A 24,370-nucleotide genomic window follows, 5' to 3' on the forward strand; every position below is an offset into this window, starting at 1 on the left:
TAAAATATTTATAACTAACTGATTATTAGCTTGTCATAATATATCATAAGATTGACCTAATTCTATTCAGGTTTGATTGTATATTCTTAATCTCTAATCTACCGTATTTTTTGAGCGTTATCTAATCTTCGGTGGCAGTAAGATATTATTCCTAATATTTCCAAAGCATCTTGCTCTTTTATTTCCCATTCCACTTTTGGTTCGTGTGCTGTTGGGTTACGAAACATAGAACACAAGCCTCTCAATAAATTACAGAAACCAGTATGTTCATTCTTTTCAGAATTAGATTGGTAGTTATTAATTATCAAAATTGGATTTGAACTAAAAACTTCTTGAATCAAATTAATTCCATCTGTTGAGATATTAGATAAATCTCTAATTCGTTGGAATAACCCTTTATTCGCTTCTAATACAGAATGAAAATAGTTGTTTTGCAATAATTCTTCTTTGCAATATTTAAATATTTCTGCATGAGCGTTCCGTTTATCCAATTCCTGTTTTAGATTCTCTGTTTTTATTTGAACATCAGAAATTGTACTTGCTTTCTGTATTAGTCTATATTTTCCATCTTCTTTTAACTCATATCCAACAAAAGCTAATTGTTGGTTTATTTTAGTTCGTAGGTTATCAAATTTACTTTTATCATTAACATATCTTGAAGGAGAAAGGACTAATGAAATAAAGTTTAAGATATTGTTTGAACATCTCTCTTTATTCTGAAAATTTGCGAAAGCATTAAACAATCGCATCCTTTTAGTCATTGCTTTATCCTCCTCTTTTTCATCTATATGAGCTTGAGCTAAAAATCGAGTAATTTCTGAGCCTTTTAATCCTTCATTTGTATCCCCAATTAGATTGGAAATCATTTCTAAAATATTAGCTGATAAAACTTGTCTTTTCATATTTTTTCACCCTGATAATTATACATAAATAAAACGATATATTACACATATGCGTAATATATCGTTTATTCAATAAATCTACTATTTATTAGAAGATGATTTTGAAGGTTTTAATGCAGGATTATTCTTTGGCGTATCCTTATTATCTCTTCTTCTTTTATCAACCTCACCAGTAGATTTTGCTATTGGTTTTGGACCTGGCTTTAATTTATAAGACATATTTATACTCTTTAAATATTATTTTACTTCTTCAAAGTCTACATCCTGAACATTGTCAGCACCGCTTTGTTGCTGAGGTTCACTTGCATTTGGCTGTGCACCTCCTTGTTGCTGTGCTTTGTAGATGTCCTCAGAGGCTTGTCGCCACACATCGTTCATCTTGTTCAAGGCTTGTTCTACAGTGCCTAAATCACCAGTATTGTAGGCTTTCTTAAGTTCTTCTAAGCTCGACTCAATAGCTGATTTCTTATCAGAAGGCAACTTATCACCAAACTCCTTTAATTGCTTTTCAGTTTGGAAGATCATAGCGTCAGCTTCGTTGAGTTTGTCAGCTTTTTCCTTAGCCTTTCTATCAGCTTCGGCGTTAGCTTCTGCTTCGCGTTTCATCTTTTCGATGTCCTCTTTTGAAAGTCCTGATGAAGCCTCAATACGGATATCGTGCGATTTACCTGTTCCCTTGTCAGTAGCCGATACGTTGATAATACCATTGGCGTCAATATCAAAGGTTACTTCGATTTGTGGCACACCGCGTGGGGCAGGTGGAATACCATCTAAGTGGAAGCGACCAATAGTTTTATTATCGTTCGCCATAGGTCGTTCACCTTGCAATACGTGGATTTCTACACTTGGCTGATTATCCGCAGCAGTTGAGAAGATCTGTGACTTCTTAGTAGGGATAGTTGTATTAGCTTCTATGAGCTTAGTCATCACGCCACCCATTGTTTCGATACCGAGTGAAAGAGGTGTTACGTCCAGCAATAACACGTCTTTAACATCACCTGTGAGCACCCCTCCTTGGATAGCTGCCCCAATAGCAACCACTTCGTCAGGGTTTACACTCTTATTAGGTTTCTTTCCGAAGAATTTCTCAACAGCGTTTTGTACAGCAGGGATACGTGTAGAACCCCCTACTAAAATCACTTCGTTGATATCACTCACCTGTAGGCCAGCATTCTCTAAGGCTTTCTTACAAGGTTCAATAGTGCGTTGAATTAAATCATCGATCAATTGCTCGAATTTCGCACGGCTGAGCTTGCGTACTAAGTGCTTAGGTCCTGTAGCTGTGGCAGTGATATAAGGCAAGTTGATTTCAGTTTCTGACGATGATGAAAGCTCAATCTTAGCCTTTTCTGCTGCTTCTTTCAAGCGTTGAAGCGCCATAGGGTCTTTACGAAGGTCTAAACTTTCTTCTTTCTCAAACTCTTCAGCAAGCCAGTTGATGATCTTTTCGTCTACATCATCACCACCAAGGTGGGTATCACCATCAGTTGAAAGTACTTCAAATACACCATCACCGAGTTCCAAGATAGAAACGTCGTGCGTACCACCACCGAAGTCGAATACCACAATCTTATGGTCGTTATGTTGCTTATCCAAGCCATAGGCTAAGGCAGCTGCTGTTGGTTCATTGATAATACGCTGTACCTTCAAGCCAGCAATTTCACCAGCTTCTTTGGTAGCCTGACGTTGTGCGTCGTTGAAGTAAGCTGGTACGGTGATTACCGCTTCAGTTACTGGCTGCCCTAAGAAGTCCTCAGCGGTTTTCTTCATCTTCTGGAGAATCATTGCTGAGATTTCCTGAGGCGTATACAAACGCCCGTCAATATCCACACGTGGTGTATCATTATCACCACGAACTACTTTGTAAGGCACACGCGCAATCTCTTTGCTCAGCTCAGAGAACTTATTACCCATAAAACGCTTAATTGAATAAATCGTGTTATGAGGGTTCGTTACTGCCTGACGCTTTGCAGCATCTCCCACTTTAATTTCGCCGCCTTCAACGAAAGCAACTACCGAAGGTGTGGTGCGCTTGCCTTCAGCATTGGTAATCACCACAGGGTCATTACCTTCCATTACAGAAACACACGAGTTGGTGGTCCCTAAGTCAATTCCTATAATTTTACCCATAATATTAATTGTCTGTTTTTTCTGTTATTAAATTATCATTAAAATCACTTGTAAGGTAGCGCCCTTGCGCTGATCACTTACGCCTTACTATAGACAATGATTGTGCCAAACTCCAAAAACCTGACAAAATGTCAGTTTTTAATAACAAAATCTGTCAATACCTGCCAAATAAGATGTCAGGCTATAACTTTACACTTCTCAAGCGCAAAGCATTGCTAATCACACTTACCGAACTGAAACTCATTGCCAGCGCTCCTATCATCGGCGAGAGGAGGACACCAAAGAATGGATATAGCACCCCTGCTGCAATAGGTATTCCTATGGCATTGTATATCAAAGCAAAAAAGAGATTCTGACGTATGTTGCGCACTACCGCTTGGCTGAGCTTCTTTGCTTTTACAATACCGTTGAGTTCACCTTTTACCAAGGTGATTTCAGCATTTTCAATAGCAATGTCGGTGCCTGTACCCATTGCAATGCCCACATCAGCTTGTGCCAAAGCAGGCGCATCGTTAATGCCATCACCTGCCATTGCTACTATCTTGCCCTCTCTTTGCAGGCGCTCTACCTCTTTCTGCTTGTGCTGTGGCAACATTCCTGCCTTATAGTCCGTGATGCCTGCCGCTTTAGCTACGGCTTTAGCTGTAAGTTGATTATCGCCTGTGAGCATTATAATCTCCATACCTAAATCACGTAAGTCAGCTAAAGCATCAACCGTAGTTGCCTTCAGAGGGTCTGAGATCACCACTGCCCCTACAATCTTCTTATTAGTAGCTATATACGAGATTGTTTTACCACGGGCTTGCTCTTCAGTCACCATTGCTTTTACGACACCTATGAGCATTATTCCAGCAGTATTCAGTAGGGCTTCATTGCCAAAGTAGTATGTTTGCTCGTTATAAGCGCCTACCACCCCTTTACCAGCAATAGCTTTAAAGTCTGTTATCTTTAAAGGCTCAACGCCTCTCTCCTCAGCGTACGCATTAGTAGCTTTTGCTAGAGGGTGTTCACTGTTGATATTGATTGAATAGATAATCTGTAAGAGCTCCTCTTCCGTCATATCACTGAATAACACCATTCGCTCTACTACGGGCTTGCCTTCGGTAAGCGTACCTGTTTTGTCGATTACCAATGTATCAACCACATTCATACGCTCTAAGCCTTCCGCATTCTTGATGAGTATACCATTCTGGGCGCCTTTGCCTACTCCTACCATTACGGACATTGGGGTAGCCAAGCCCAGTGCACACGGGCACGCGATAATGAGCACTGCAATAGCATTTACTAAAGCGTATACCAAGGCGTGTTCACCACCAAAGATAGCCCACAGCACAAAGGTAAGCACCGAAATCCCAATCACCACAGGCACAAAATAACTCGCAACCCGATCGGCGAGCTTCTGTATAGGTGCTTGGGTCATACTGGCTTTCTGTACCATTGCCACAATCTGCGAAAGTAAGGTCTCAGCACCCACCTTGTCAGCTTCCATTACAAAAGCCTCAGTACCATTGAGTGTGCCTGCCGATACCTTATCGCCCACCTGTTTTTCCACAGGGATAGGTTCCCCCGTGATCATACTTTCATCTACACTGCTACTGCCTTCCACGATATGCCCATCAACAGGGATCTTACTACCAGGCTTTACTCGCAGCAAGTCGCCTATCACTACTTCGTCAATAGGCACCTCTATATCGCCCTCTTCATCTACTATTATGGCGGTGTTAGGCGCTAAGCTAAGCAGCGATTGCACAGCGTTCTGAGTGCGACCGTGAGCGATTGCCTCTAAGTATTGCCCCAGCATCACAAGGGTCAGTATCACAGTAGCAGCCTCAAAGTAAACGTGTACCGTACCGTGATGTGAGAGGAACTGCTCAGGGAATATATTCGGGAAGAGTAGCCCCACTACGCTGAAAAGCCACGCCACACCCGCACCGATACCAATCAAGGTGAACATATTAAACCGCAGTGTTGCAATACTGCGCCACGCCCGCTGAAAGAACACCCAGCAGAAACCGAATACCACAGGTAGCGATAAGTCAAACTGTATCCAATTCCAATACTCTTGAGGCAGCCACTCGTACAGAGGATTGTTCGGCACCATCTCACTCATTGCAATTACGAAAATCGGCAAAGTGAAGATCACTGAGCCCCAGAACTTACGCCGCAAATCGCGTAGCTTCATCCTCTCGCCTTCGGCAGCAGCCTCAACACTGCTTACTTGCTCCACCAAGTCCATACCGCAGATAGGGCAGGCACCAGGGTGATCATAAGTCTTATCGCCTTCACAGTGCATCGGGCAATAGAACACGCCTGTACCTTCCTCTCCTTCTTCTACAAGCGTTAGAGAGTGTTGCTCCGTAGCCTCCTCAGCGGTCTTATGGATAGTGTAGTGCGTCCCTTCCAGCGACTTTTCAAGCACCTCAAAAGGCACTTCCTCGGCGCTCTCAATGGTAGCCTTCTTCTCATTGAGGTCTACCTGAACGCTGCTCACCCCTTCAACACCTGAAAGCGCCTGCTGCACCGTATTCACACAGCCTGCGCAACTCATTCCCTTTATGTAATAAGTAAAAGTATTATTTGTATTGTTCTCTTCCATAGTGCTTACTTAGTAATGCTATAGCTTGTTCCCTCCAACGCTTTTTGTAGAGCCGATAAAGGCACTTCTTTTGTCATTTCAATAGTAGCCTTGCTCCCAGCAAAGTCCACTGCTACTTCCTTTACGCCCTCTACCTTCGAAAGGCGTTCCTTTACGGTTGAGGCACAACCCTCACAACCCATTCCATTAATGCGATATGTTGTCATCTTTTTAATATGTATTTTAATTAGTATTCACCGTCAAAAACTGTGCCAAACTCCTTCCTCATCATAGAAATATTCCACAATGGCAGGCACCTGACATTATGTCAGGTCAGTGGCCGTCACAATTGAGTTTCTCCTTATAAAGCGCTCGATGCTCCTCAGGCAGATTGACAATCGTCTTTCTCAGGTCAAAAGCAGCCTCACCAAGGGTAGGAGGGTAGGGGGGAAGCAGTGTCAGCTGCTTTAAATGCACCCCTGCAAAAGCCCGTTCACCAATCGCCTTAACTCCCTCAGGGATCACAAGATCGGTGAGCGAAGTAAAAGCGAATGCCGTATCGCCAATCATCTCAAGGCTGTCGGGCAGATGAATATCTGTAAGGCTATGGCACTCTAAAAAAGCGTGATCAGCAATAGTGGTAAGGCTCTCAGGGAGTGATACCTTCCGTAGTTTCGAGCAATAGCTAAAAGCCCATTTACCAAGGCTGGTCACCCCTTCAGGGAGCACTACCTCTTCAAGCGAGATACATTCACCGAAAGCCCGATCACCGATAGTCTGTACCTTAGGCGGAAGCACTATATTCGTAAGGCTTTCACACTTCGAGAACATACGTTCGCCAATATGTGTAATCCCCTGTGGCAAATGCACCTCTACAAGCGCATTACAATCTGCAAAAGCCCAGTCACCAATACTCACCACCCCCTCGGGTATTACTATTGAATTCAGCCGCTTACAACGCTCAAAAGCCCGCTCGCCAATGGTAGTTAACCCTTCCGAGAGTACCAAAGTCGTGAGCTTATTACAATCAGCAAAAGCTCTCGGTGCAATCGCCTCTATCCCAGAGAGTTCTACCCTCGAAGGCATATCAATCTCCGCTGTTTTCTTCAGGCACCACTCCACCAGAGTGTGCCCATCATCGCTCAATATGTACTCAATTTTAGGCATTTTGGTAGTGTCTTTAATAAGTTGTCGTGTATTCTTCGCGGCAAATGTACGATAAAATAATAAAATGTGCAAGAATTTGTTTTAAAGAAATTAAAAAATTTTAACGGATCTACCTCAAAATCATAAAGGTCTCTTTATGAGAAAATACAAATAACAATACTGGTTATTAGTTTATCTTTCTAATAAATAATATAATAACAGTATTTTATTTATAAAAAATACAGCCTATATGAGCGAACCATCTTCGGAGGACAATCGAACCACGAGCGAACTACCACCGAAAAGAAAGTTTTTCTATTTCGATACTTCTCAAAAAACATCCTCTTATGTCAGAAATCTGCCACAGGGTGAAAAACACCTGACAATTTGTCAGGCAAAAGCACTCTGGCAAAGTCTTTGCTATATACACGGTAAACTATAAAAAAGAATATTATGAGTGAGTATACAGATCATACAGAAGAACCAGAAGAAATAAACGAAGAGCTCTTGCCAGAAGAGCAAGAGGTTTTTGATGAAACGCCTGAAGAGGCTCAGGATGAGGAAGAAACAACTACCTCAGAGAGTAATCCTGCCGATGAATTAGCTAAGGAAAGAGATCGCTATGTTCGCCTATTTGCCGAGTTTGAGAACTACAAAAAGCGTACCACTAAGGAGCGCATCGAACTCTTTAAAACCGCAGGACAGGACATTTTGTCAGCTATGCTGCCTATTCTCGATGATTTTGACAGAGCTTTGGCAGAACTCACCAAGCTGGGCGACCATACCGCACTCACAGGCGTGGAACTGATCTACAACAAACTGATGAATATGCTTAAAGCCAAAGGATTAGAGCCTGTGGAGGTAAATGCTGGCGATCCCTTTGATAGTGAGCACCACGACGCTATTACCCAAATACCTGCCCCAACGCCCGACCTGAAAGGCAAAATCATTGATGTGGTGGAAAAAGGCTATAAGCTCGGTGATAAAGTCATTCGTTTCCCGAAAGTGGTAGTAGGTCAATAAGTAACAGAAGATGAAGAAAGATTATTATGAAGTTTTAGAGATATCTAAGACAGCAACGGTGGCGGAGATTAAGAAAGCCTACCGACAGCAGGCCCTTAAATATCACCCCGATAAGAACCCTGGGGATAAAGAAGCAGAAGAGAAGTTTAAGCTCGCCGCCGAAGCCTATGAGGTGCTCAGCGATGAGAATAAGCGCGCCCAGTACGACCGCTTTGGTCACGCTGCCTTTGAAGGGGGAGCAGGCGGTGGCTTCTCCTCAATGGAGGATATATTTGCACACTTTGGCGATATCTTCGGAGGCCATTTCTCAAGTTTTGGCTTTGGCAGCAGTGGCAGAAGCTCGGGGCAAACCTATATAAAAGGCGAAAACCTCCGCATACGTGTAAAAGTGAGCTTGGAGGATATTGTAAAAGGTACCGAAAAGAAAGTCAAAGTACGTCGCAAGGTAAAAGCCGAAGGCGTGACTTATAAAACTTGCCCCACTTGTCACGGACAAGGGCAAGTGCTACGCCAAGCCCAGACAATATTGGGGATGATACAAACTTCCACGACTTGCGGCCATTGTGGCGGTACAGGGCAGGTGCTTGACCATCGTCCAGAGGGCAGCGACCACAACGGGATGAAGACCGTAGAAGAGACCATAACTGTTCCTATCCCTGCAGGGGTGATGAACGGCATACAGCTTAAAATAGATGGTAAAGGCAATGAGGCTCCCTCCAAGAATAGTATTGCAGGTGACCTCTTAGTGCTCATCGAAGAGCAGGAACACGAAAAGCTCAAGCGTGAGGGTGACAACCTCCACTACGATCTGTACATTAGTATGCCAGAGGCAGCACTTGGTGCCAACAAAGAGATAGAAACCGTAACAGGCAAGGTACGCATCAAGATAGAAGCAGGCACCCAAAGCGGTAAAATACTGCGTCTGAGAGATAAAGGCGTTCCGAGCTTGCGCGGTGGGGTAGGCGACCTCATCATCCACGTGAATGTATGGACGCCTAAAGAGTTGAGCAAGGAACAAAAAGCCTTCTTTGAACAGATGAAAGACGATACTCATTTCACTCCTAACCCCTCCAAAGAAGATAAGTCATTCTTTGAGAAAGTAAAAGAAATGTTTTCTTAAGGAAAGTGAATAGAAAATAGCTTTTAGCAAATAGGTTATAGCTTTGTAATAAGAACAAAAGTTATAACCTATTTATTATTTTTAGTGAAAAATATTTGGTAGTTACAAAATAAGTCACATCTTTGCAGAATAAAATTTAAAATACATATTACAATGAAAAAAATTATTTATTTTATGGCAGTAATGTCTGCAATGATGGTGTCGTCTTGTGGAAAAGACGACTCGGGTTCTGGTGAGTGGGTTTTAGACTTTGAAGATAATTTCGATGGTACCCAGCTCAATAAGGATAACTGGACAATTTACGACAATGCAGGGAGTACTAATCCCGACCACAAACGCCGTGTTGAAGCTATTGAAGTGAAAGATGGCTTGCTCAACTGTATCGTTGATAAGCACCCTACAGATTCTTCGCACTTTATGGCGGGTGGGATAGGCTGTCGCAAGAACTATCTCTATGGTAAGTTTGAGTTTAGGATACGTATGGATCACGACCCTCTATACGCTACCAGTGGTGTTGCCCTTACTTGGCCTGAAAGTGAAGTATGGCCTAAAGATGGTGAGAACGATATCTTTGAAACAGAGTACGAAACACACCGTTGGGATACCTATATCCATTATGTCAATGATCAAGGAGAACACAAAACACATCACCATAATTATGATATGGATAAAACACAGTGGCGCGTGGTTGCAATGGAGTGGACGCCTGACTATATCAAGACTTACGTAGATGGAAAGTTAATGTGGACGCTCGAAGACCGAAAAACCATTCCTAAGGTGACACATCATATCTGTTTTCAAGTAGAAAAACATATTGACAAAGGACTTGAGAAGCCTGTTAGACTACAAGTAGACTGGGTCAAAATTTATAAAAGAAAATAAGAAAAATATAGGCTTTCGTAATAGCTAATTTATAGTATAAGCAGGAGGTATAAACTAAAAGCTACTCGCTAATTGATTATAGGTCAGCACTAAGAAACTTTTCAAAGAAAAAAAGTGTTAAAAAATTTGGCAGTTTCGAAAATAGGGCTTACCTTTGCAGTATTAATTTTTAAAATTACATATTACAATGAAAAAAATCATTTTATCATTAGTTGCTATCTTCGGTTTCGGAGCAGCAGCGCAAGCACAAGACGGAGGTGACTTCGGGTTTAATCAAGGAAATCTTTTCTTAGAAGGTAACGTAAGATTTTCAAGTCAATGGACAGCTGGTGCAAATAGTGACTCAAAAAGCAATCTTTTTGAAGTAAGTCCAGCAGCTGGTTACTTTTTGTCTGATAAGTTCGCAGTAGGACTTGGACTTAGCTACAAAGCATACAAAAATATTAAAAGAGAGTGGGATACTACAAGTGAAAAATATGGTAAAGTAGTTCCAAATGCAAGTCAAAAAGTAAGTTCTTTCGGTTTTGATTTATTTGGTCGTTATTACTTACTCGAGTTAGGTCAGAGATTTAAAGTATATGGTCAAGCTGATTTAGGCTTTGATTTCGAAAGCGATCAACCCGTAGGAGGTGGTAGTAAGGACAAGTACACCACATTTAATATCGGGGCAGGCTTAGGAATGAACTATTTTGTTACCCCAAAATTAGCTATTAATTTTGGCTTATCTGATATTATTTCATTTAACTCTCGTAAACCAAAAGGAAGTGATGCAACCAATACATTTAAAGGAGACTTCAATGTATTTAACAACTTCTTTACTACTCCTACCTTTGGTTTAACTTACAAACTAAACTAAGAGAATTTAACTCCGTTTTTATAATAATAAGAGACCGCTGGGAAGGCGGTCTCTTTTATTTTCAAGAGTATAGAAATATTATAACTTTATTACAACTTTAGTTTTGTGAGGTATGTCAGGATTTAGTAATTTTGCAGCGTGAAATATTACTAAGTTCTTTGACATATTGTACTCCCAATCTTCTCCAAATGCACTATCTCCACCTCAGCTTTGCACAAGAGTTCTAATATTATACATTATCAATTATCCATTGTGCATTATATTATACCTCCTCCAAATGCACTATCTCCACCCCAGCTTTGCGCAAGAACTCTAAGCCATCGTCATCGCGGTAACCTTCTTTGTACACCACGCGCTTTATGCCCGATTGGTAAATGAGCTTGCTACACTCCTTGCAGGGCGACATTGTGATATAGAGCGTTGCCCCCTCTGAAGATTGCGTAGAGGCAGCGACCTTCATAATAGCATTCGCCTCGGCGTGGAGCACGTACCAAAGGGTGTTGCCCTCCTCATCCTCACAGCAGTTGTCAAAGCCCGTAGGCGTACCGTTGTAGCCATCGGAGATAATCATACGGTCTTTCACCATAATAGCACCTACTTGCTTGCGGGTGGAGTGCGAGAGCTTTGCCCACTCCAATGCCATACGCATATAGGCTTTATCGTAGCGCAATTGCTTTTCGGGATTGTTCTTCATCTTGCTCTATTTGTTGTTGAAGTGCCGCCACAGAAGCAAACTTCTGTTCCGCACGCAGGTATTTGATAAAATAAACCGTGAGCGACTTATCGTAAAGGTCGCCATCGTAGTCGAGGAAGTGCACTTCTATGCTGCTGCCTTTGTCCGCAATGGTCGGGTTCTTGCCTATGCTCATCATTCCATAGACCTTCCTCCCCTCAAGGAGGCTGTACACCACATACACCCCATCGGCGGGAATGAGTTTGTAATCCTCCTCAACCTGAATATTCGCCGTTGGGTAGCCAAGCGTGCGCCCGAGCTTTTGTCCGTGTACCACTTTGCCCGTAAGGCTATAGGGCACCCCGAGATAGCTCTCCGCCTTCTCCACCTGCCCGCTGAGCAATGCCTCGCGCACTTTGGTAGAGCTCACCGATACTTCATCGACCTCCTGCGCTGATATTTCCTCCACCGCAAAGCCATAGTGCTCGCCAAAGCGGTGCATATCGCGTATGTCAGCCGTACGGTTCTTGCCAAAGCGATGGTCATAACCGATAATCACCTTTTGTACGCGCAAGTGCTTCACCAATAGCTCTTCCACAAATTCCTCGGCAGACATCTGTGAGAACTTTTTGTCAAAAGGCTGCACGATGAGCAAATCCACGCCCAAGGCAGCGAGCAGTGTCTGCTTTTCGGCAAGGGTGTGTAAAAGGCGCAACTGCGTGTCGTGTTGCACTATCATACGCGGGTGCGGAAAAAACGTGAACACCGTAGAGAGCAGCCCTTCGGCTTTCGCGGCTTCTGTCAATCGCTTGATGATCTTCTGATGCCCACAGTGCACCCCGTCAAAGGTGCCAATGGTTACCACCGTACCCCTATCAGCAGTGAAGTTAGAGAGATCCGTTATGATTTTCACTGTAAAAGCTGTTATAAATATCGATGTATTTCTCCTTGATCACGCGGCGTTTGAGCTTGAGCGTAGGGGTAAGATGCCCCGCATCGATGCTCCACTCATCAGGGGTAAAGGCAAAGAGCTTGATCTTCTCCCACTGCCCTAAGTTCTTATTCACACGTTCTACCTCCTCTTTCACCCGCTCAAAAACCTTATCGCTCTTGATGATTTCCTCATTAGTCTTACCAATCTTAATGCGATGGCGGCGCGCCCATTCCTTCACAAAAGGGAAGTTGAGCTGAATGATGGCTGCGGGCATCTTCTCACCTTCGCCTACTACCATCACCTGCTCGATAAATCGCGAGAGCTTAAGCTGGTTTTCAATGAGTTGTGGCGATACATATTTGCCCCCCGAAGTCTTAAACATCTCCTTCTTGCGGTCGGTGATTTTAAGGAAACCCTCGTCATCAAGCTCACCGATGTCGCCCGTATGGAAATACCCATCCGTGATGGCTTCGGCAGTAAGCTCAGGTGCTTTGTAATAGCCCAGCATCACATTCTCGCCTTTGCAAAGTATCTCACCGTCCTCAGCGATCTTCACATCTACATTGTCGATAGGCTTGCCCACCGTACCAATGCGCCAAAGCCTTCCCGCACGGCGATTCACCGCCACTACGGGTGCCGTCTCTGTAAGCCCATACCCCTCGATTACGTAAAGCCCTGCTGCCGAAAATATGCGTGCCAAACGAGGTGAAAGTGCCGCACTACCACAGACAATCATCCCCAGATGACCGCCCAATGCCTCTTGCCACTTGCTGAATATCAGCTTGCGCGCAATCCCAAGGCGGAAACGATACCACCAGCCATTCACCCCGTAAGGCTCATACTGCTCTCCAAGGCGTATTGCCCAGAAAAATAGTGATCGCTTGAGGCCTTTCAGCTCCGTACCTTTAGCGAAAATCTTGTCAAAAATCTTCTCCAAGAGGCGTGGCACCGCTGTGATAATATCGGGCTGCACTTCCTTGAGGTTATCGCTTACCTTGTCGATAGATTCCGCAAAATAAAGCCGCAAGCCATTGTATTGATAAAAATACGTCAGCATACGCTCAAAGACGTGGCACACAGGCAAGAAACTCATCGCACGCGAACCTGCCTTCAGCGGTAGTCGTTCCTTGCAATTCAGTATGTTAGAGATGATATTCCAATGCGAGAGCATCACCCCCTTAGGGCGATTGGTAGTGCCTGAGGTGTAAATAATCGTAGCCAAGTCGTCCTTGCCAATAGCCGCCTTGCGCGCCTCCACTTCCCCCTGATTGCTCTCATCTGCCCCGAGGTCAAAAATCTCTTGCCAATGATGGGCATAAGCCACCTCCTCAAAGGTGTAAATAGCTTGCAAATGAGGGAGTTTATCCTTGATGGAAGTAATCTTATCCAATAGCTCTTTGTTAGATACAAAGCAGTATTTGCATTCCGAGTGATTGAAGATATACTCGTAATCCTCTAAGGTGATGGTTGGGTAAATGGGCACATTTTGCGCCCCTATTTGCAGCAGACCGATGTCCAAGACGTGCCATTCAGTGCGGTTGTTGTGCGAAATCACGGCGATCTTATCACCTTTCTCAACACCGAGGCGCAAGAGTCCGCGGCTTACAGTATTAGCTTTTTTGATATACTCCTCAGTAGAGGTCCTTGCCCACGCCCCGTTGTATTTAGTCGCTAAGGCATCCTCCAAAGGATAGTTAGCTGCCTGATAATAAGGAATATCAAACAAGCGAGTAACGGTATTCATAATTCTCTTATATCTGTGTATTAAGATTGCAAAATAACAGAGAATTAACGGAATATGCAAGAAAAGTGCGAAGTTTTTTTGTAATCACAACTAAGAAATAGCAATACTTGTCGATCTTTTATAATGGGGATGTTACTTTATTTCTTTGTAAACTAATAAGTTAAAAAATCACTTTTTGCTTGAAGTTAAGTGTGCTATTACTTTATTATTCTATACAGGTGAGAAATAAAGGGTATAGCGTGCACTATACCCTTTTGCACTCTTTTCTACAATTCAGGTTAATCCCTATTAAATACGAGCTTGCCACCTTCCCTAACGGTTTTAAAAGGCAAACGGAAGTCAGTAAAGGGCTTTCCGTTGAGTTCTACGCTCTTGATGTAGATATTTCCTTGGGTCTTCTCCCTATTTTCTATGATAAAATTCTTGTTATTAGGCAAGTGGAGGATTGCCTTTGCAAAGATAGGGTTACCTATGATATAATTGTCAGAAGCAGGGGTTACGGGGTAGAAGCCCAATGCACTCCACACGTACCACGCTGAGGTCTGCCCGTTGTCCTCATCACCGCAGTAGCCATCGGGGGTAGGGGTGTAGAGCTTGGTCATCACCTCACGGATATGCTGCTGTGCTTTGCGGGGCTCGCCAGCGTATGGATAGAGGTAGATAAGGTGTTGTATAGGCTGGTTGCCGTGTGCGTAGTTGCCCATATCCATTATCTGCATTTCTCGGATTTCGTGAATGGTAAAGCCGTAGTAAGAGTCATCGAAGAGCGGCGGCATCGAAAATACCTCATCGAGCTTCTTGCCGAAAGCCTCCTTACCACCCATCAACGCCATAAGCCCCTCAATGTCTTGGAATACACTCCAGCTATAATGCAGGCTGTTCCCTTCGGTGAAAGCATCGCCCCACTTCAAAGGATTAAAAGGACGCTGGAAACTACCGTCTTCATTGCGCCCTCGCATCCAGCCTGTTTCCTTGTCAAATACGTTTTTATAGCGATACGATTGTTTCCTGTACTGAGCTGCGATAGCTTTCTCACCCATCTTTTCAGCCATTTGTGCAATGCAGTAGTCGGCATAAGCGTACTCTAAGGTGCGGGCTACATTCTCGTTAATACCCACGTTATAAGGCACGTAGCCCAATCGATTGTAATAGTCTACGCCTTCGCGTCCTACGGATTTCACAGGGCGTCCCTCGCTTACCGTAGCGTTTTTCAGCATTGCCTCCAGCAGTATTTTAGCATCCGCCTTGTTGATATTGCCCTTCAGATAAGCATCGGCGATGATGGAAGCTGAGTTCGAGCCTATCATACAGTTGCGATGTCCAGGGCTCGCCCACTCAGGCAGCCAGCCACTCTCGCGATAGGTACTGACTAACCCCTTCATAAAGAGTTTGTTCTGCTCAGGATATACGAGGTTAAACAGCGGAAATACAGCTCTAAAAGTATCCCAAAAACCATTGTCGGTAAAGAGATAGCCTGCCTCTACTTTGCCGCTGTAAGGGCTGTAATGCACTATTTTGTTGTCTTTGTCGTATTCGTAAAAAGTACGTGGAAAGAGCAATACGCGGTACAGGCAAGAGTAGAAAGTGCGCAGCGCATCGGTATTCGTATCTTCAACAGCTATTTTAGAAAGCTCATCTTGCCATAATCGGTGGGCTTTTGTGCGGGTTTGCTCAAAAGTATCACTCCCTACTTCGCGCTGTAAGTTCAATGCTGCTTGCTCAATACTGATGAACGAAGTGGCTACTTTTGCCGTAATTTGCTCACCTCTTTGGGTCTTAAAGTGCAGTACTGCCCCCGTGTGCTCACCTTCGGCTTCGGGCTTATTGCTGAGCTTGTAGCCATCGCCCCAAGTGTTGTAGGCAGTGAAGTCTTTGTCGAACTGCATCACGAAGTAGTGATGGAAATTCTCAGGCACCCCTCCACTGTTATTGCGCGCATAACCTATAATCTTGCGCTCCTCAGGGAGTATTTTCACCATCGAGCCTTTGAAGTAAGCATCAATAAGTAGGTGCGCCTCCTCTGTCGCGGGATAAGTAAAGCGCAACTGAGCGGCGCGCGAGGTGGGGGTGATCTCCACAGAAGTATCATAGTCTGCCAAATATACCTTATAATAGTGCGGCTGTGCCGTTTCTGCCTTGTGTGAAAACCACGAAGCGCGATCCTCTTCGGCTATTTTCAAAGCTCCTGTCGTAGGCATTAGGGCAAAAGCCCCATAGTCGTTTATCCACGGACTGGGCTGGTGAGTCAGCTTGAAGCCCCTGATCTTATTGGCGTGATACTGATAAGCCCATCCATCGCCCATCTTGCCTGTCTGTGGGGTAAAGAAGTTCATTCCCCAAGGCACCGCAATGGCAGGGTAGGTGTTGCCATTAGAGAGCTCAAAGGTTGAGTCGGTACCCATCAGTGGGTTTACATAAGCCACATAGTCAGTAGGTTGCGCTTCTGTTGCCGAAGGTTCTTGGTGCGAACACGCCGCAAGTGTCAGTACGGTAAAGGTTGTTAATATGCGTTTCATTATCAGCTTATTTTTTACGGTTCATAAGGGTAAGAGCCTCTCCTAAGAGGTCTTTAGCTACTTCCGATTTGCTTTTCAGAGGGAAAGAAACAACCTCTTCAGCAGTGATAAAGCTCACTTTATTGGTATCTGTGCCAAAGCCCGCCCCTTTGTCCTTAAGCGAGTTAAGCACAATGGCATCTAAGTTTTTCTTTGCGAGCTTCGCTTGTGCATTAGTGAGTTCATTTTCCGTCTCTAAGGCAAAACCAATGAGGGTTTGATGCGTTTTGCCTTTGCCCAAAGTTGTCAGTATGTCGGGGTTCTCCGTCAGTTCCAAATGCAAGCTGCCACCTTGCTTTTTGATTTTTTCAAGAGCTTTTTCCTTAGGGCGATAGTCAGCCACCGCAGCCGAGAGGATTGCAAGGTCGCTGTTGTCGTACTCGCTTAAGGTGGCTTGCAGCATCTCCTGAGCACTTACCACACGGTGCACCCGAACGCTCGGCGCTATGTTGTTTTCCGCTGACGGACCCAGCACGAGGTGTACTTCAGCCCCCTGCCGTGCAGCTTCGTTGGCAAGGGCAATTCCCATTTTGCCAGTCGAAAAATTCCCTATAAAGCGCACAGGGTCAATGGCTTCATACGTAGGTCCTGCGGTGATAAGCACCTTTTTACCACTTAGAGGCTGGCTGCCACTCAGGTGGTTCTCAAGGAAAGCGACGATATTTTCAGGCTCCTCCATACGCCCTTGCCCTATCAGTCCGCTGGCAAGCTCACCATAAGCCGCAGGGATGATATAGTTCCCAAAGCTCTCCAACCGCTTTATATTCTGCTGTACCGTAGGGTGAGCGTACATATCCAGATCCATTGCAGGGGCTATAAACACAGGTGCCTTGGCCGAAAAATAAGTAGCTAAAAGGAGATTGTCGCAGATGCCATTTGCCATCTTTGCCATCGTATTAGCCGTAGCAGGGGCAATGAGCAATGCCTCAGCCCAAAGAGCGGCTTCCACGTGGCTATTCCACTGATGATCAGCACTCTGAAAGTCAGTCAGCACAGGCTGTTTCGATAAGGTAGAAAGCGTCAGTGGGGTCACAAAATCCTGCGCACGCTCCGTCATTATCACGCGCACCGTATGCCCTTTTTTAGTGAGCAGACGCACCAGTTGAGGGGTTTTATAAGCCGCAATACCAGCGGTGATGCCTAATAGAATATTCATAGTTCAGGGTTCTTTTGAATAAAAAAGAGACTCTAAAACAATAAGGGTTCCCTATTGCTTAAAGCCTCTTTTATGGTACTATAAAATGCTTAATTCGCCTCTCTGTAATATATTTTTCCTTCTAACCATTCCTTTACTGCAATAGCTTGAGGTTTAGGCAGGCGTTCGTAAAAGCGCGATACCTCTATTTGTTCCTTATTTTCAAAAATTTCTTCCAAGCTGTCGTTAGCAGTAGCAAACTCCTCGAGCTTCTCACTGAGCTCCTTCTTAATCTCAGTGTTGATTTGAGTCGCTCGCTTGGCAATAATCGATATTGCCTCGTAGATGTTACCTGTAGGAGCCTCAATGGCAGTTCGGCTATAAGTAACGGTGGTGGTTGGCGCATCAATTCTCTTAAAATCCATAATATGTGTTTGTTATGTTAAACTTTTTAGTGATGTATTAATCTTTTCGAGCATCTTCTCAGCTTCCTTTTTGTACTTCGTTTCAGGGAAAGTCCTCAGCAAGGTCTCATAAGCCTCCTTAGCAGTCTCAAGGCGCTCTTTCTTCTTGTGTTCCACACTGTTAATCGCCCATTCATAAGCCGAGTGCAACCTCACATACAGCGCATCTTCCTTGAACACCGAGCCAGGATTGTTTGCCAAGAAATTGTCCAGCGACTTCATAGCTGCTTGGTAGTCACGGATTTGGTCGTACTGCTTAGCAATCTCAAAATCCTTTTTCTGCAGACGCGTTACCAAGTCGAGCGTCATCTTATTCGCTTCCTCAGCGAATTCCGAAGAACCGTAGCGGTCTAAGAAACTCTGCAACTTCTCCAAGGCATCGTACGTATAAGTCTGATCCACACTATACTTAGGTGACTCATTATACAGCGACTTAGCCTCCAAAAAGCCCGCCTCAGCAGCCTTTTCACTGCGCGGATAGAGCTTTTGCAAACGCTCAAACTGGTAGGCAGCCAGTTGGTATTGCCCCAATTCATAAAGCGATTTACCGTACATATAATAAACCCGCTCCCCTTGCGGTTTCCCAGAATATTCACTGGCAATCACCTCAAACAGGCGATTAGCTTTCTTGTATTTCTTAGCTTGGTATTGCTTTTCAGCCATTGTGTACTTCACTGCGGCATCCTGCGATTTGAGTGCCTTCTGGTACTCACTGCAACTGCTGAGCAACACACTTATAAGCCCTAATAGGATGTATTTTTTCATTTGCATTCGGCAAAAGTACAACATTTTATTTAACTGACAAAATTTATCTTCTCCCAATGGTGGAAAACCCCTTCCCAAGAGGTTAAAACAGATAGAATTGAATAATGAATAATTTCTGTTATTCTTTATGTTTTTATAAAAATAAACTAAAATTTCTTTATTTTATAAAAACGCACAAATTGGAATTTTGCCTACTTGTGTTTTCCCTTTGTTTTCCCTTTGTTTTCCCTGTGTTTTCCCTTCGCTTTCTCAGAAAATTTTTCTTTTTACATTTTCACTGTAAAAAGCATTCTCCTCCACTGCGAATTTTCGGCGGCTATGGCTGCATTAAGTCAGCATTCCCCCATCGACATTCAGCACCTGCCCAGTGATATAGGCGGCCATATCCGAAGCCAAGAACACACAAGCATTTGCTACATCTTCAACCTTGCCACCGCGTTTCAGTGGGATAGCATCGCGCCAGCCTTGCACTACCTTCTCATCGAGTACGGCAGTCATCTCTGTTTCTATGAAGCCTGGGGCTATGGCGTTACAGCGAATGTTGCGCGAGCCTAACTCCAGTGCTATGGATTTGGTAAAGCCTATAATCCCCGCTTTTGAAGCTGCATAGTTGCTCTGCCCCGCGTTGCCCTTCACACCTACCACGCTGCTCATATTGATGATAGAGCCGCTGCGCTGCTTGAGCATAGTGCGTTGCACGGCTTTGGTCATATTAAACACTGATTTGAGGTTTACTTCTATCACTTTGTCAAAGTCCTCCTCAGAGATGCGCATCAGCAGGTTGTCCTTAGTGATACCCGCGTTGTTCACCAAGATATCAATACTGCCAAACTCAGTAGCTATCTCCTCGCCCAGCTTCTGAGCCTCACCGAAGTCGGCAGCATCACTTTGGTATCCCTTAGCCTTGATGCCAAAAGCCTTTAACTCGTTCTCCAATGCTTGTGCTTTCTCAACAGAGGCACTGTATGTAAAGGCTACATTTGCCCCGTGTTGTGCAAAAAGCAGTGCAATCCCTCGCCCAATGCCACGGCTTGCCCCCGTGATAATAGCTGTTTTTCCTTCTAATAATTTCATACTCGTATGTGAATAAATAGTTAAATCTTGTTGTAATACGTCTTTACCCTCCTACGCGCTTTACTTTAAAGCCCTTCTCTTTAAGGAAGGTCATAATCTTATCACGATAGTCGCCTTGTATGAGGATAGTCTCTTCCTTCACCGAACCGCCAACGCCCAAGTAGGTTTTCAAGTCCTTAGCCAGAGCTTTGAAGTCCGCATCGGCTCCGTTATACCCTTCAATGATGGTAACGGGCTTTCCTTTGCGCTTTTCGTACTTACAGAGCAGTGGGTCGTCCTGCATCCAATAAGGTGCAGCTTCCTCTTGGGGCTCTTCTTCCATTATATGGTCGGGGAAGAGGGCTTGTAGTTGTTCTTTAAGCATTAGCCAATGGTTATTTTGCCTTAGTATAGTGAATGATCAGCTGCACATCTTTGATTACAGTGCTCAATGGTGTAGCCAAGGTAGTCAATGCTATTTTATGGTTTGCACCTGATGTATCCAAGTAAACGCCTGAGGTAGTTACTTTTACACTTGAAGCTACTGCAATGCCCAATGGGATATTTTTGTTGGTGCTATTCTTGATTAGGTCTACTAAATGGTTTGTAATACGCAACTGGTAATAAGCTCCTTTACCGTTTTGCTTTTGCAGCTTACCGAGGTGTATCAGGTAAGAGCTGGCAGCAGTTTTAGCTGCTGAGGTAGGGTCGTATTGATAGTCGACTAGTACGTTGCCTGTCTCGGCGTTGTACACAAATAATCTATCGGGTTCCTTAGCGTAAGTCACCGAATTATCCACATATAGATACAGACTTGCATCCGTAATCAGCCAGTTACCTTCTTTGAATTTGGTAATATCTGTATCGGCAATGGTGATAGAAGCAGTTTGCCCCAAAGCCCCACTGAGGTATGTTTTGGTGCTGTCCGATAAGTTTTCATCTGAGTTGCTCAGCAAATTTACGGTGATGCCTCCCCCTAAGTTGAGCTCATAACGACTTTTAAGCGTGCTTTTAGTCCCATTATTAGTCGTGTCGTAGCTATAAACGATTTCTATCTTGGCACCAGCCATATTGAGTAGCATCATTAAATCCTTTGAGAAGTTAGAGGTGCTTATCACTAGCCCTTTAAAGTACTTACTAAACTTTTCAGCGTTTGATAGCTCATCACTTCCTTCTTTATCAATGATCTTTGTTTGGAAGAAGCTAGTGCTCAGTGGTATGCGGATACCTGGTGCCAATACATCTGCTTCTTTTTTGCTTTCATCGTCCTGCGTTTTAGGGTCGTCAAACTGATAGCGTGTAATGGATTTGTTACTAATAGTATAAGAAGTTACTGATGCTACCGAAGTTCCTATGTGGGTAGGTATATCCGTATCATTTGAGTAATAGGTCTTTGGTTGGTAGTCAGTACCAATATTACTCAGGTAGTAATTAAGTTCGCTCACATTGATTGCAAAGGAAGCATCCTTGTTTCCGTAGATAGAATCCAACTGGTACTCAGTGTCTTTATTATAAGTAGCTCTACTGTTAGAGCTATTGATATTAAAGAACGGGATATACAAATACGCCTCAGTTACTTTTTCGTTTTCAGGGGTGTTCTTTGCTGTTTCATCTGCTTGTGTAAGAGCACCAAAGCGAGGGTTTGCTGAGGGTAATATCACTTGCGAGGCAATGGTAGCATTTTTAGTACCAAAAGGAGCTTGGGTGTATTTTCCTAATAAGTAACCACTCAGTCCATTAGTTTGGATAGCCTTTTCCTTTATATTACTAACGGACACCGTAGCTGTATATACATCGGTATTGTAATTAGGATCTTTGGGTAAGCTACTTTCTATCTCATTGAATGCATCGTCAGAGCAAGCACTTAAAAAGGCAATTCCTCCTACAAAGAGTGTAACAAACTTTAATTTCTTTATCATATTTATCGTTTTAATATTTGTAAATAAAAATTGTGATATGAGTCTTGGAAAGTCTCTTTATCACTGTTGAAAAGAACAGGCTTTCTCAGTCCTCTCAGGTAGGTTTGAAAGTCCTCGGGCATATCTTCACTTACCACAATTACCCCATCGGAATTCTTGATAGCCATCTTCATCAGGTTGTAATAGTGAGGCTCCTTGAGGGGCTCAGCTACTTTCTTGCTAATACCATCAAAGGCTACCTTATTAATCAAGGTAGTGTTTAGCTGACCATCGAACCCTTTGTCAAAAACTGATGTGATAATTTTACTTTCAGAAAAGAGTGGTTCGTCTTTATAAAAAGTCCTCAGATACAGAGGCAGCAAAGCAGGAAGCCATCCGTGAATATGGATAATATCTGGCCTCCAATTCAGCTTCTTGATCGTCTCTACAATCCCTTTTGCAAAAAAGATACACCTTTCATCATTATCAGCATAAAACGTGCCATTCTCATCAAAAAGCGTGCCACTTCGCTTAAAATATTCATCATTATCTATAAAGTAGACCTGTATGCGCTCTTTGGGTATAGAGGCTACTTTTATAATCAAAGGTACATCGATATCATTTATGATAATATTCATCCCTGAAAGACGGATCACTTCGTGTAGCTGATGCCTCCTCTCGTTGATATTCCCAAAACGAGGCATAAAGACACGCAGCTGCCCGCCTTTATTATTTACCATACGAGGTGCTTCAAATGACATTCTTGCAATCTCACTATCAGGTGAATAAGGCAAAACCTCCGACGACACATAGAGTACTTTTTTATCTTTCATAAAAAGTAAATTGTTTTTTTCGTTAGTTTTTGAAGGCACAAAAGTACAAAAAAATATTCATAACTCAACAAAAATATCTAATTTTGCACCCAAAAAAGATTTTATAATGAAAATTTATACCCAACAAAAGGAACTAAAATCGCTTATTTCTGACTACAAAAAACAAGGAAAAACTATTGGCTTTGTACCCACAATGGGAGCACTTCACGAGGGACATTTATCACTCATTAACAGAGCTTTACAGGAAAATGATATAGCCGTAGTAAGTATATTTGTCAATCCTACACAGTTTAATAACCCAGCTGACTTGGAGAAGTATCCACGTACCTTAGAGGCTGATGCAAAAAAAATTGCAACTCTTAGCAAAAATATTCTCATTTATGCTCCAACAGTCGAGGATATTTATGGTGAAAATGTATTAGCCGAACACTTCGATTTCGGAACACTTGATAAAGTGATGGAAGGACCCTCACGCCCTGGTCACTTTGAAGGGGTTGGTACTGTAGTAAAAAAACTCTTTGAGATCGTGACGCCTAATAAAGCCTATTTTGGCGAAAAGGACTACCAACAGTTACTCATTATTAAAATGATGGTAACACAAAAACGGCTTCCTGTCGAAGTTATTGGCTGTTCGATCGTTCGCAATGAAGAAGGTTTGGCGCTGAGCTCACGCAATCAATTGCTAAGTGAAGATATGAAGCACAAAGCTACCTTCATATACAAAACCTTGACAAGTGCTAAAAAGCGCTTTCAAAGCCAAACTGCTACTGAGGTAATAGCTTGGGTAGAAGGGCAATTCGACGCTCACCCCGACTTCACACTTGAATATTTTACTATCAACGATGCAGATACCTTGCAGCCTATCACTGAAAAGAAAAAAGCAAAACACTATCGCGCCTTTATAGTAGTTTATGCAGAGGGCGTAAGGCTCATAGATAATATAGCACTTTGAGGAAGCTAAATCAAAGAGCACCAACTTGTTCATTACTAAGTTGGCGCTCTTTTTATAGGGTAATACTACTCTCCTTTGGTTACTATAAAGAGGTTTTCCTTTGTAAGCCCTATCACCTCGTGGTCAATGTTCGCTGGGATTTGATAGGTGTCAAACTCATTTAGGATTACTTCTTCCCCTTCGATAACAAAGCGCACTGAACCTTTGAGCATAATGAGCGTAGCGGGTATCTTAGTGTTGTGCTTAGTGAGCATTGCACCTTCGCCCAAGGCAACAGCTACTTGACGAATATTCTTTCCATCCTTTACAAACCAAGTACTGCGCTTATCGGTATGGTACTGCACCTTGCTGAGGATGTTCACCTTTTGAAGGTGTTTTACCATCTCTACCGTCTTGCCATTGACAGCCTTGATACCTTTCTTCTTCAAGAGTGCCTCTGCTTTCCCCGAGCGATTGCCCGTACGACAGAAAAGCACCACAGCCTTCGCGTCTTTAAACTTCGCTATCTGCTTCTCTACTTGTTCCAAAGGTATGTTGATAGCCCCATCAACGGAGCCCTTTGCAAATTCATCTGCTGAGCGAACATCCACCAATAGCGTTCCATCAGCGTTAATTACCTCCGCCAAAGTCTGCGCTTTAACGGCTACGGCACTCACTAAAAATGCCCCAATCAAAAATAAATGCTTCATAAAAAACGATTATTTAATTAGAAATTTGTTATCCTTATTAT

23 protein-coding genes are annotated in these 24,370 nt (G+C 43.5%); 5 read left to right on the forward strand and 18 right to left on the reverse strand.

The window, feature by feature from the left end:
* Window positions 1–98: 98 nt before the first annotated feature.
* From AXF12_RS06595 to AXF12_RS06615, 6 genes are all read right to left on the reverse strand, one after another.
* Window positions 99–902, reverse strand: coding sequence for a TIGR02391 family protein (locus tag AXF12_RS06595; protein WP_066429388.1), 804 nt, complete (start codon window positions 900–902; stop codon window positions 99–101).
* A gap of 81 nt (window positions 903–983) precedes the next feature.
* Window positions 984–1,121 (reverse strand): hypothetical protein, encoded by a 138-nt coding sequence (locus AXF12_RS12265; protein ID WP_169792828.1) that lies wholly within the window; start codon window positions 1,119–1,121, stop codon window positions 984–986.
* A gap of 18 nt (window positions 1,122–1,139) precedes the next feature.
* The gene (dnaK, locus tag AXF12_RS06600) at window positions 1,140–3,032 is read right to left on the reverse strand and encodes a molecular chaperone DnaK (protein WP_066429390.1); all 1,893 of its coding nucleotides are present in this window, start codon (window positions 3,030–3,032) and stop codon (window positions 1,140–1,142) included.
* A gap of 181 nt (window positions 3,033–3,213) precedes the next feature.
* The gene (locus AXF12_RS06605; RefSeq protein ID WP_066429391.1) at window positions 3,214–5,628 is read right to left on the reverse strand and encodes a heavy metal translocating P-type ATPase; all 2,415 of its coding nucleotides are present in this window, start codon (window positions 5,626–5,628) and stop codon (window positions 3,214–3,216) included.
* 5 nt (window positions 5,629–5,633) lie between these two features.
* Window positions 5,634–5,834 carry a heavy-metal-associated domain-containing protein gene (locus tag AXF12_RS06610; RefSeq protein WP_066429393.1) on the reverse strand — a complete coding sequence of 67 codons (201 nt, stop codon included), beginning with the start codon at window positions 5,832–5,834 and terminating at the stop codon, window positions 5,634–5,636.
* 106 nt (window positions 5,835–5,940) lie between these two features.
* On the reverse strand, window positions 5,941–6,774 hold the full coding sequence (locus AXF12_RS06615; RefSeq protein ID WP_095114437.1) for a leucine-rich repeat domain-containing protein: 834 nt from the start codon (window positions 6,772–6,774) through the stop codon (window positions 5,941–5,943).
* 432 nt (window positions 6,775–7,206) lie between these two features.
* Here AXF12_RS06615 and AXF12_RS06620 point away from each other — a divergent pair, with 432 nt between their 5' ends.
* From AXF12_RS06620 to AXF12_RS06635, 4 genes are all read left to right on the forward strand, one after another.
* Window positions 7,207–7,776, forward strand: a complete 570-nt coding sequence (locus AXF12_RS06620; RefSeq protein ID WP_066429397.1) for a nucleotide exchange factor GrpE — start codon at window positions 7,207–7,209, stop codon at window positions 7,774–7,776.
* Between the two features lie 10 nt (window positions 7,777–7,786).
* Window positions 7,787–8,896, forward strand: coding sequence for a molecular chaperone DnaJ (dnaJ, locus tag AXF12_RS06625; protein WP_066429400.1), 1,110 nt, complete (start codon window positions 7,787–7,789; stop codon window positions 8,894–8,896).
* A 153-nt stretch (window positions 8,897–9,049) separates the two neighbouring features.
* On the forward strand, window positions 9,050–9,778 hold the full coding sequence (locus AXF12_RS06630) for a glycoside hydrolase family 16 protein (RefSeq protein ID WP_066429402.1): 729 nt from the start codon (window positions 9,050–9,052) through the stop codon (window positions 9,776–9,778).
* Window positions 9,779–9,965: 187 nt separating this feature from the next.
* Complete coding sequence (locus AXF12_RS06635) at window positions 9,966–10,634, forward strand: outer membrane beta-barrel protein (protein ID WP_066429404.1); 669 nt, start codon at window positions 9,966–9,968, stop codon at window positions 10,632–10,634.
* 262 nt (window positions 10,635–10,896) lie between these two features.
* Here AXF12_RS06635 and AXF12_RS06640 read toward each other — a convergent pair whose 3' ends face one another.
* From AXF12_RS06640 to AXF12_RS06690, 11 genes are all read right to left on the reverse strand, one after another.
* The gene (locus AXF12_RS06640) at window positions 10,897–11,328 is read right to left on the reverse strand and encodes a deoxycytidylate deaminase (protein WP_066429406.1); all 432 of its coding nucleotides are present in this window, start codon (window positions 11,326–11,328) and stop codon (window positions 10,897–10,899) included.
* Complete coding sequence (locus AXF12_RS06645; protein WP_066429408.1) at window positions 11,291–12,220, reverse strand: bifunctional riboflavin kinase/FAD synthetase; 930 nt, start codon at window positions 12,218–12,220, stop codon at window positions 11,291–11,293. Before AXF12_RS06645 ends, AXF12_RS06640 begins: the two co-directional genes overlap by 38 nt.
* A complete protein-coding gene (locus AXF12_RS06650; protein WP_066429409.1) occupies window positions 12,195–13,985 on the reverse strand; it encodes an AMP-dependent synthetase/ligase in 1,791 nt (596 codons plus the stop codon). Before AXF12_RS06650 ends, AXF12_RS06645 begins: the two co-directional genes overlap by 26 nt.
* A 278-nt stretch (window positions 13,986–14,263) precedes the next feature.
* Window positions 14,264–16,501: a GH92 family glycosyl hydrolase gene (locus tag AXF12_RS06655; RefSeq protein ID WP_066429411.1), complete on the reverse strand. Its 2,238-nt coding sequence runs from the start codon at window positions 16,499–16,501 to the stop codon at window positions 14,264–14,266.
* A 7-nt stretch (window positions 16,502–16,508) separates the two neighbouring features.
* Entirely contained in the window at window positions 16,509–17,696 is a 1,188-nt protein-coding gene (gene coaBC / locus AXF12_RS06660; protein ID WP_066429412.1) for a bifunctional phosphopantothenoylcysteine decarboxylase/phosphopantothenate--cysteine ligase CoaBC, read from the reverse strand.
* An 89-nt stretch (window positions 17,697–17,785) separates the two neighbouring features.
* Window positions 17,786–18,100: a DNA-directed RNA polymerase subunit omega gene (locus AXF12_RS06665; RefSeq protein ID WP_066429414.1), complete on the reverse strand. Its 315-nt coding sequence runs from the start codon at window positions 18,098–18,100 to the stop codon at window positions 17,786–17,788.
* A gap of 12 nt (window positions 18,101–18,112) precedes the next feature.
* Complete coding sequence (locus tag AXF12_RS06670; RefSeq protein ID WP_066429416.1) at window positions 18,113–18,910, reverse strand: outer membrane protein assembly factor BamD; 798 nt, start codon at window positions 18,908–18,910, stop codon at window positions 18,113–18,115.
* Window positions 18,911–19,231: 321 nt separating this feature from the next.
* A complete protein-coding gene (gene fabG / locus AXF12_RS06675; protein WP_066429417.1) occupies window positions 19,232–19,978 on the reverse strand; it encodes a 3-oxoacyl-[acyl-carrier-protein] reductase in 747 nt (248 codons plus the stop codon).
* A gap of 43 nt (window positions 19,979–20,021) precedes the next feature.
* Window positions 20,022–20,342, reverse strand: coding sequence for a translation initiation factor (locus tag AXF12_RS06680; protein ID WP_066429419.1), 321 nt, complete (start codon window positions 20,340–20,342; stop codon window positions 20,022–20,024).
* Window positions 20,343–20,352: 10 nt separating this feature from the next.
* Window positions 20,353–21,876: a DUF4270 domain-containing protein gene (locus AXF12_RS06685; RefSeq protein WP_095114435.1), complete on the reverse strand. Its 1,524-nt coding sequence runs from the start codon at window positions 21,874–21,876 to the stop codon at window positions 20,353–20,355.
* Window positions 21,877–21,878: 2 nt separating this feature from the next.
* On the reverse strand, window positions 21,879–22,688 hold the full coding sequence (locus AXF12_RS06690; RefSeq protein ID WP_066431839.1) for a glycogen/starch synthase: 810 nt from the start codon (window positions 22,686–22,688) through the stop codon (window positions 21,879–21,881).
* A gap of 106 nt (window positions 22,689–22,794) precedes the next feature.
* Between AXF12_RS06690 and panC the strand changes: the two genes are divergently transcribed.
* On the forward strand, window positions 22,795–23,640 hold the full coding sequence (panC, locus tag AXF12_RS06695) for a pantoate--beta-alanine ligase (RefSeq protein WP_082752979.1): 846 nt from the start codon (window positions 22,795–22,797) through the stop codon (window positions 23,638–23,640).
* Window positions 23,641–23,705: 65 nt separating this feature from the next.
* Here the strand turns inward: panC and AXF12_RS06700 are convergent, their stop codons facing one another.
* A complete protein-coding gene (locus tag AXF12_RS06700) occupies window positions 23,706–24,329 on the reverse strand; it encodes a rhodanese-like domain-containing protein (protein ID WP_066429422.1) in 624 nt (207 codons plus the stop codon).
* Window positions 24,330–24,370 lie beyond the last annotated feature (41 nt).

Origin of the sequence: Capnocytophaga haemolytica, assembly GCF_001553545.1 — a bacterium.
GTDB lineage: Bacteria > Bacteroidota > Bacteroidia > Flavobacteriales > Flavobacteriaceae > Capnocytophaga > Capnocytophaga haemolytica.

Excerpts from the sequence above, each read along its gene's own strand:
- AXF12_RS06650 (WP_066429409.1), bottom strand. The coding sequence starts at position 13,985 with ATGAATACCGTTACTCGCTTGTTTGATATTCCTTATTATCAGGCAGCT.
- AXF12_RS06640 (WP_066429406.1), bottom strand. The coding sequence starts at position 11,328 with ATGAAGAACAATCCCGAAAAGCAATTGCGCTACGATAAAGCCTATATG.
- dnaK (WP_066429390.1), bottom strand. The coding sequence starts at position 3,032 with ATGGGTAAAATTATAGGAATTGACTTAGGGACCACCAACTCGTGTGTT.
- AXF12_RS06680 (WP_066429419.1), bottom strand. The coding sequence starts at position 20,342 with ATGCTTAAAGAACAACTACAAGCCCTCTTCCCCGACCATATAATGGAA.
- panC (WP_082752979.1), top strand. The coding sequence starts at position 22,795 with ATGAAAATTTATACCCAACAAAAGGAACTAAAATCGCTTATTTCTGAC.
- AXF12_RS06605 (WP_066429391.1), bottom strand. The coding sequence starts at position 5,628 with ATGGAAGAGAACAATACAAATAATACTTTTACTTATTACATAAAGGGA.
- AXF12_RS06630 (WP_066429402.1), top strand. The coding sequence starts at position 9,050 with ATGAAAAAAATTATTTATTTTATGGCAGTAATGTCTGCAATGATGGTG.
- fabG (WP_066429417.1), bottom strand. The coding sequence starts at position 19,978 with ATGAAATTATTAGAAGGAAAAACAGCTATTATCACGGGGGCAAGCCGT.
- AXF12_RS12265 (WP_169792828.1), bottom strand. The coding sequence starts at position 1,121 with ATGTCTTATAAATTAAAGCCAGGTCCAAAACCAATAGCAAAATCTACT.
- AXF12_RS06690 (WP_066431839.1), bottom strand. The coding sequence starts at position 22,688 with ATGAAAGATAAAAAAGTACTCTATGTGTCGTCGGAGGTTTTGCCTTAT.
- AXF12_RS06615 (WP_095114437.1), bottom strand. The coding sequence starts at position 6,774 with ATGCCTAAAATTGAGTACATATTGAGCGATGATGGGCACACTCTGGTG.
- AXF12_RS06700 (WP_066429422.1), bottom strand. The coding sequence starts at position 24,329 with ATGAAGCATTTATTTTTGATTGGGGCATTTTTAGTGAGTGCCGTAGCC.
- AXF12_RS06655 (WP_066429411.1), bottom strand. The coding sequence starts at position 16,501 with ATGAAACGCATATTAACAACCTTTACCGTACTGACACTTGCGGCGTGT.
- AXF12_RS06670 (WP_066429416.1), bottom strand. The coding sequence starts at position 18,910 with ATGCAAATGAAAAAATACATCCTATTAGGGCTTATAAGTGTGTTGCTC.
- AXF12_RS06685 (WP_095114435.1), bottom strand. The coding sequence starts at position 21,876 with ATGATAAAGAAATTAAAGTTTGTTACACTCTTTGTAGGAGGAATTGCC.
- dnaJ (WP_066429400.1), top strand. The coding sequence starts at position 7,787 with ATGAAGAAAGATTATTATGAAGTTTTAGAGATATCTAAGACAGCAACG.
- AXF12_RS06595 (WP_066429388.1), bottom strand. The coding sequence starts at position 902 with ATGAAAAGACAAGTTTTATCAGCTAATATTTTAGAAATGATTTCCAAT.
- AXF12_RS06665 (WP_066429414.1), bottom strand. The coding sequence starts at position 18,100 with ATGGATTTTAAGAGAATTGATGCGCCAACCACCACCGTTACTTATAGC.
- AXF12_RS06635 (WP_066429404.1), top strand. The coding sequence starts at position 9,966 with ATGAAAAAAATCATTTTATCATTAGTTGCTATCTTCGGTTTCGGAGCA.
- AXF12_RS06620 (WP_066429397.1), top strand. The coding sequence starts at position 7,207 with ATGAGTGAGTATACAGATCATACAGAAGAACCAGAAGAAATAAACGAA.
- AXF12_RS06610 (WP_066429393.1), bottom strand. The coding sequence starts at position 5,834 with ATGACAACATATCGCATTAATGGAATGGGTTGTGAGGGTTGTGCCTCA.
- coaBC (WP_066429412.1), bottom strand. The coding sequence starts at position 17,696 with ATGAATATTCTATTAGGCATCACCGCTGGTATTGCGGCTTATAAAACC.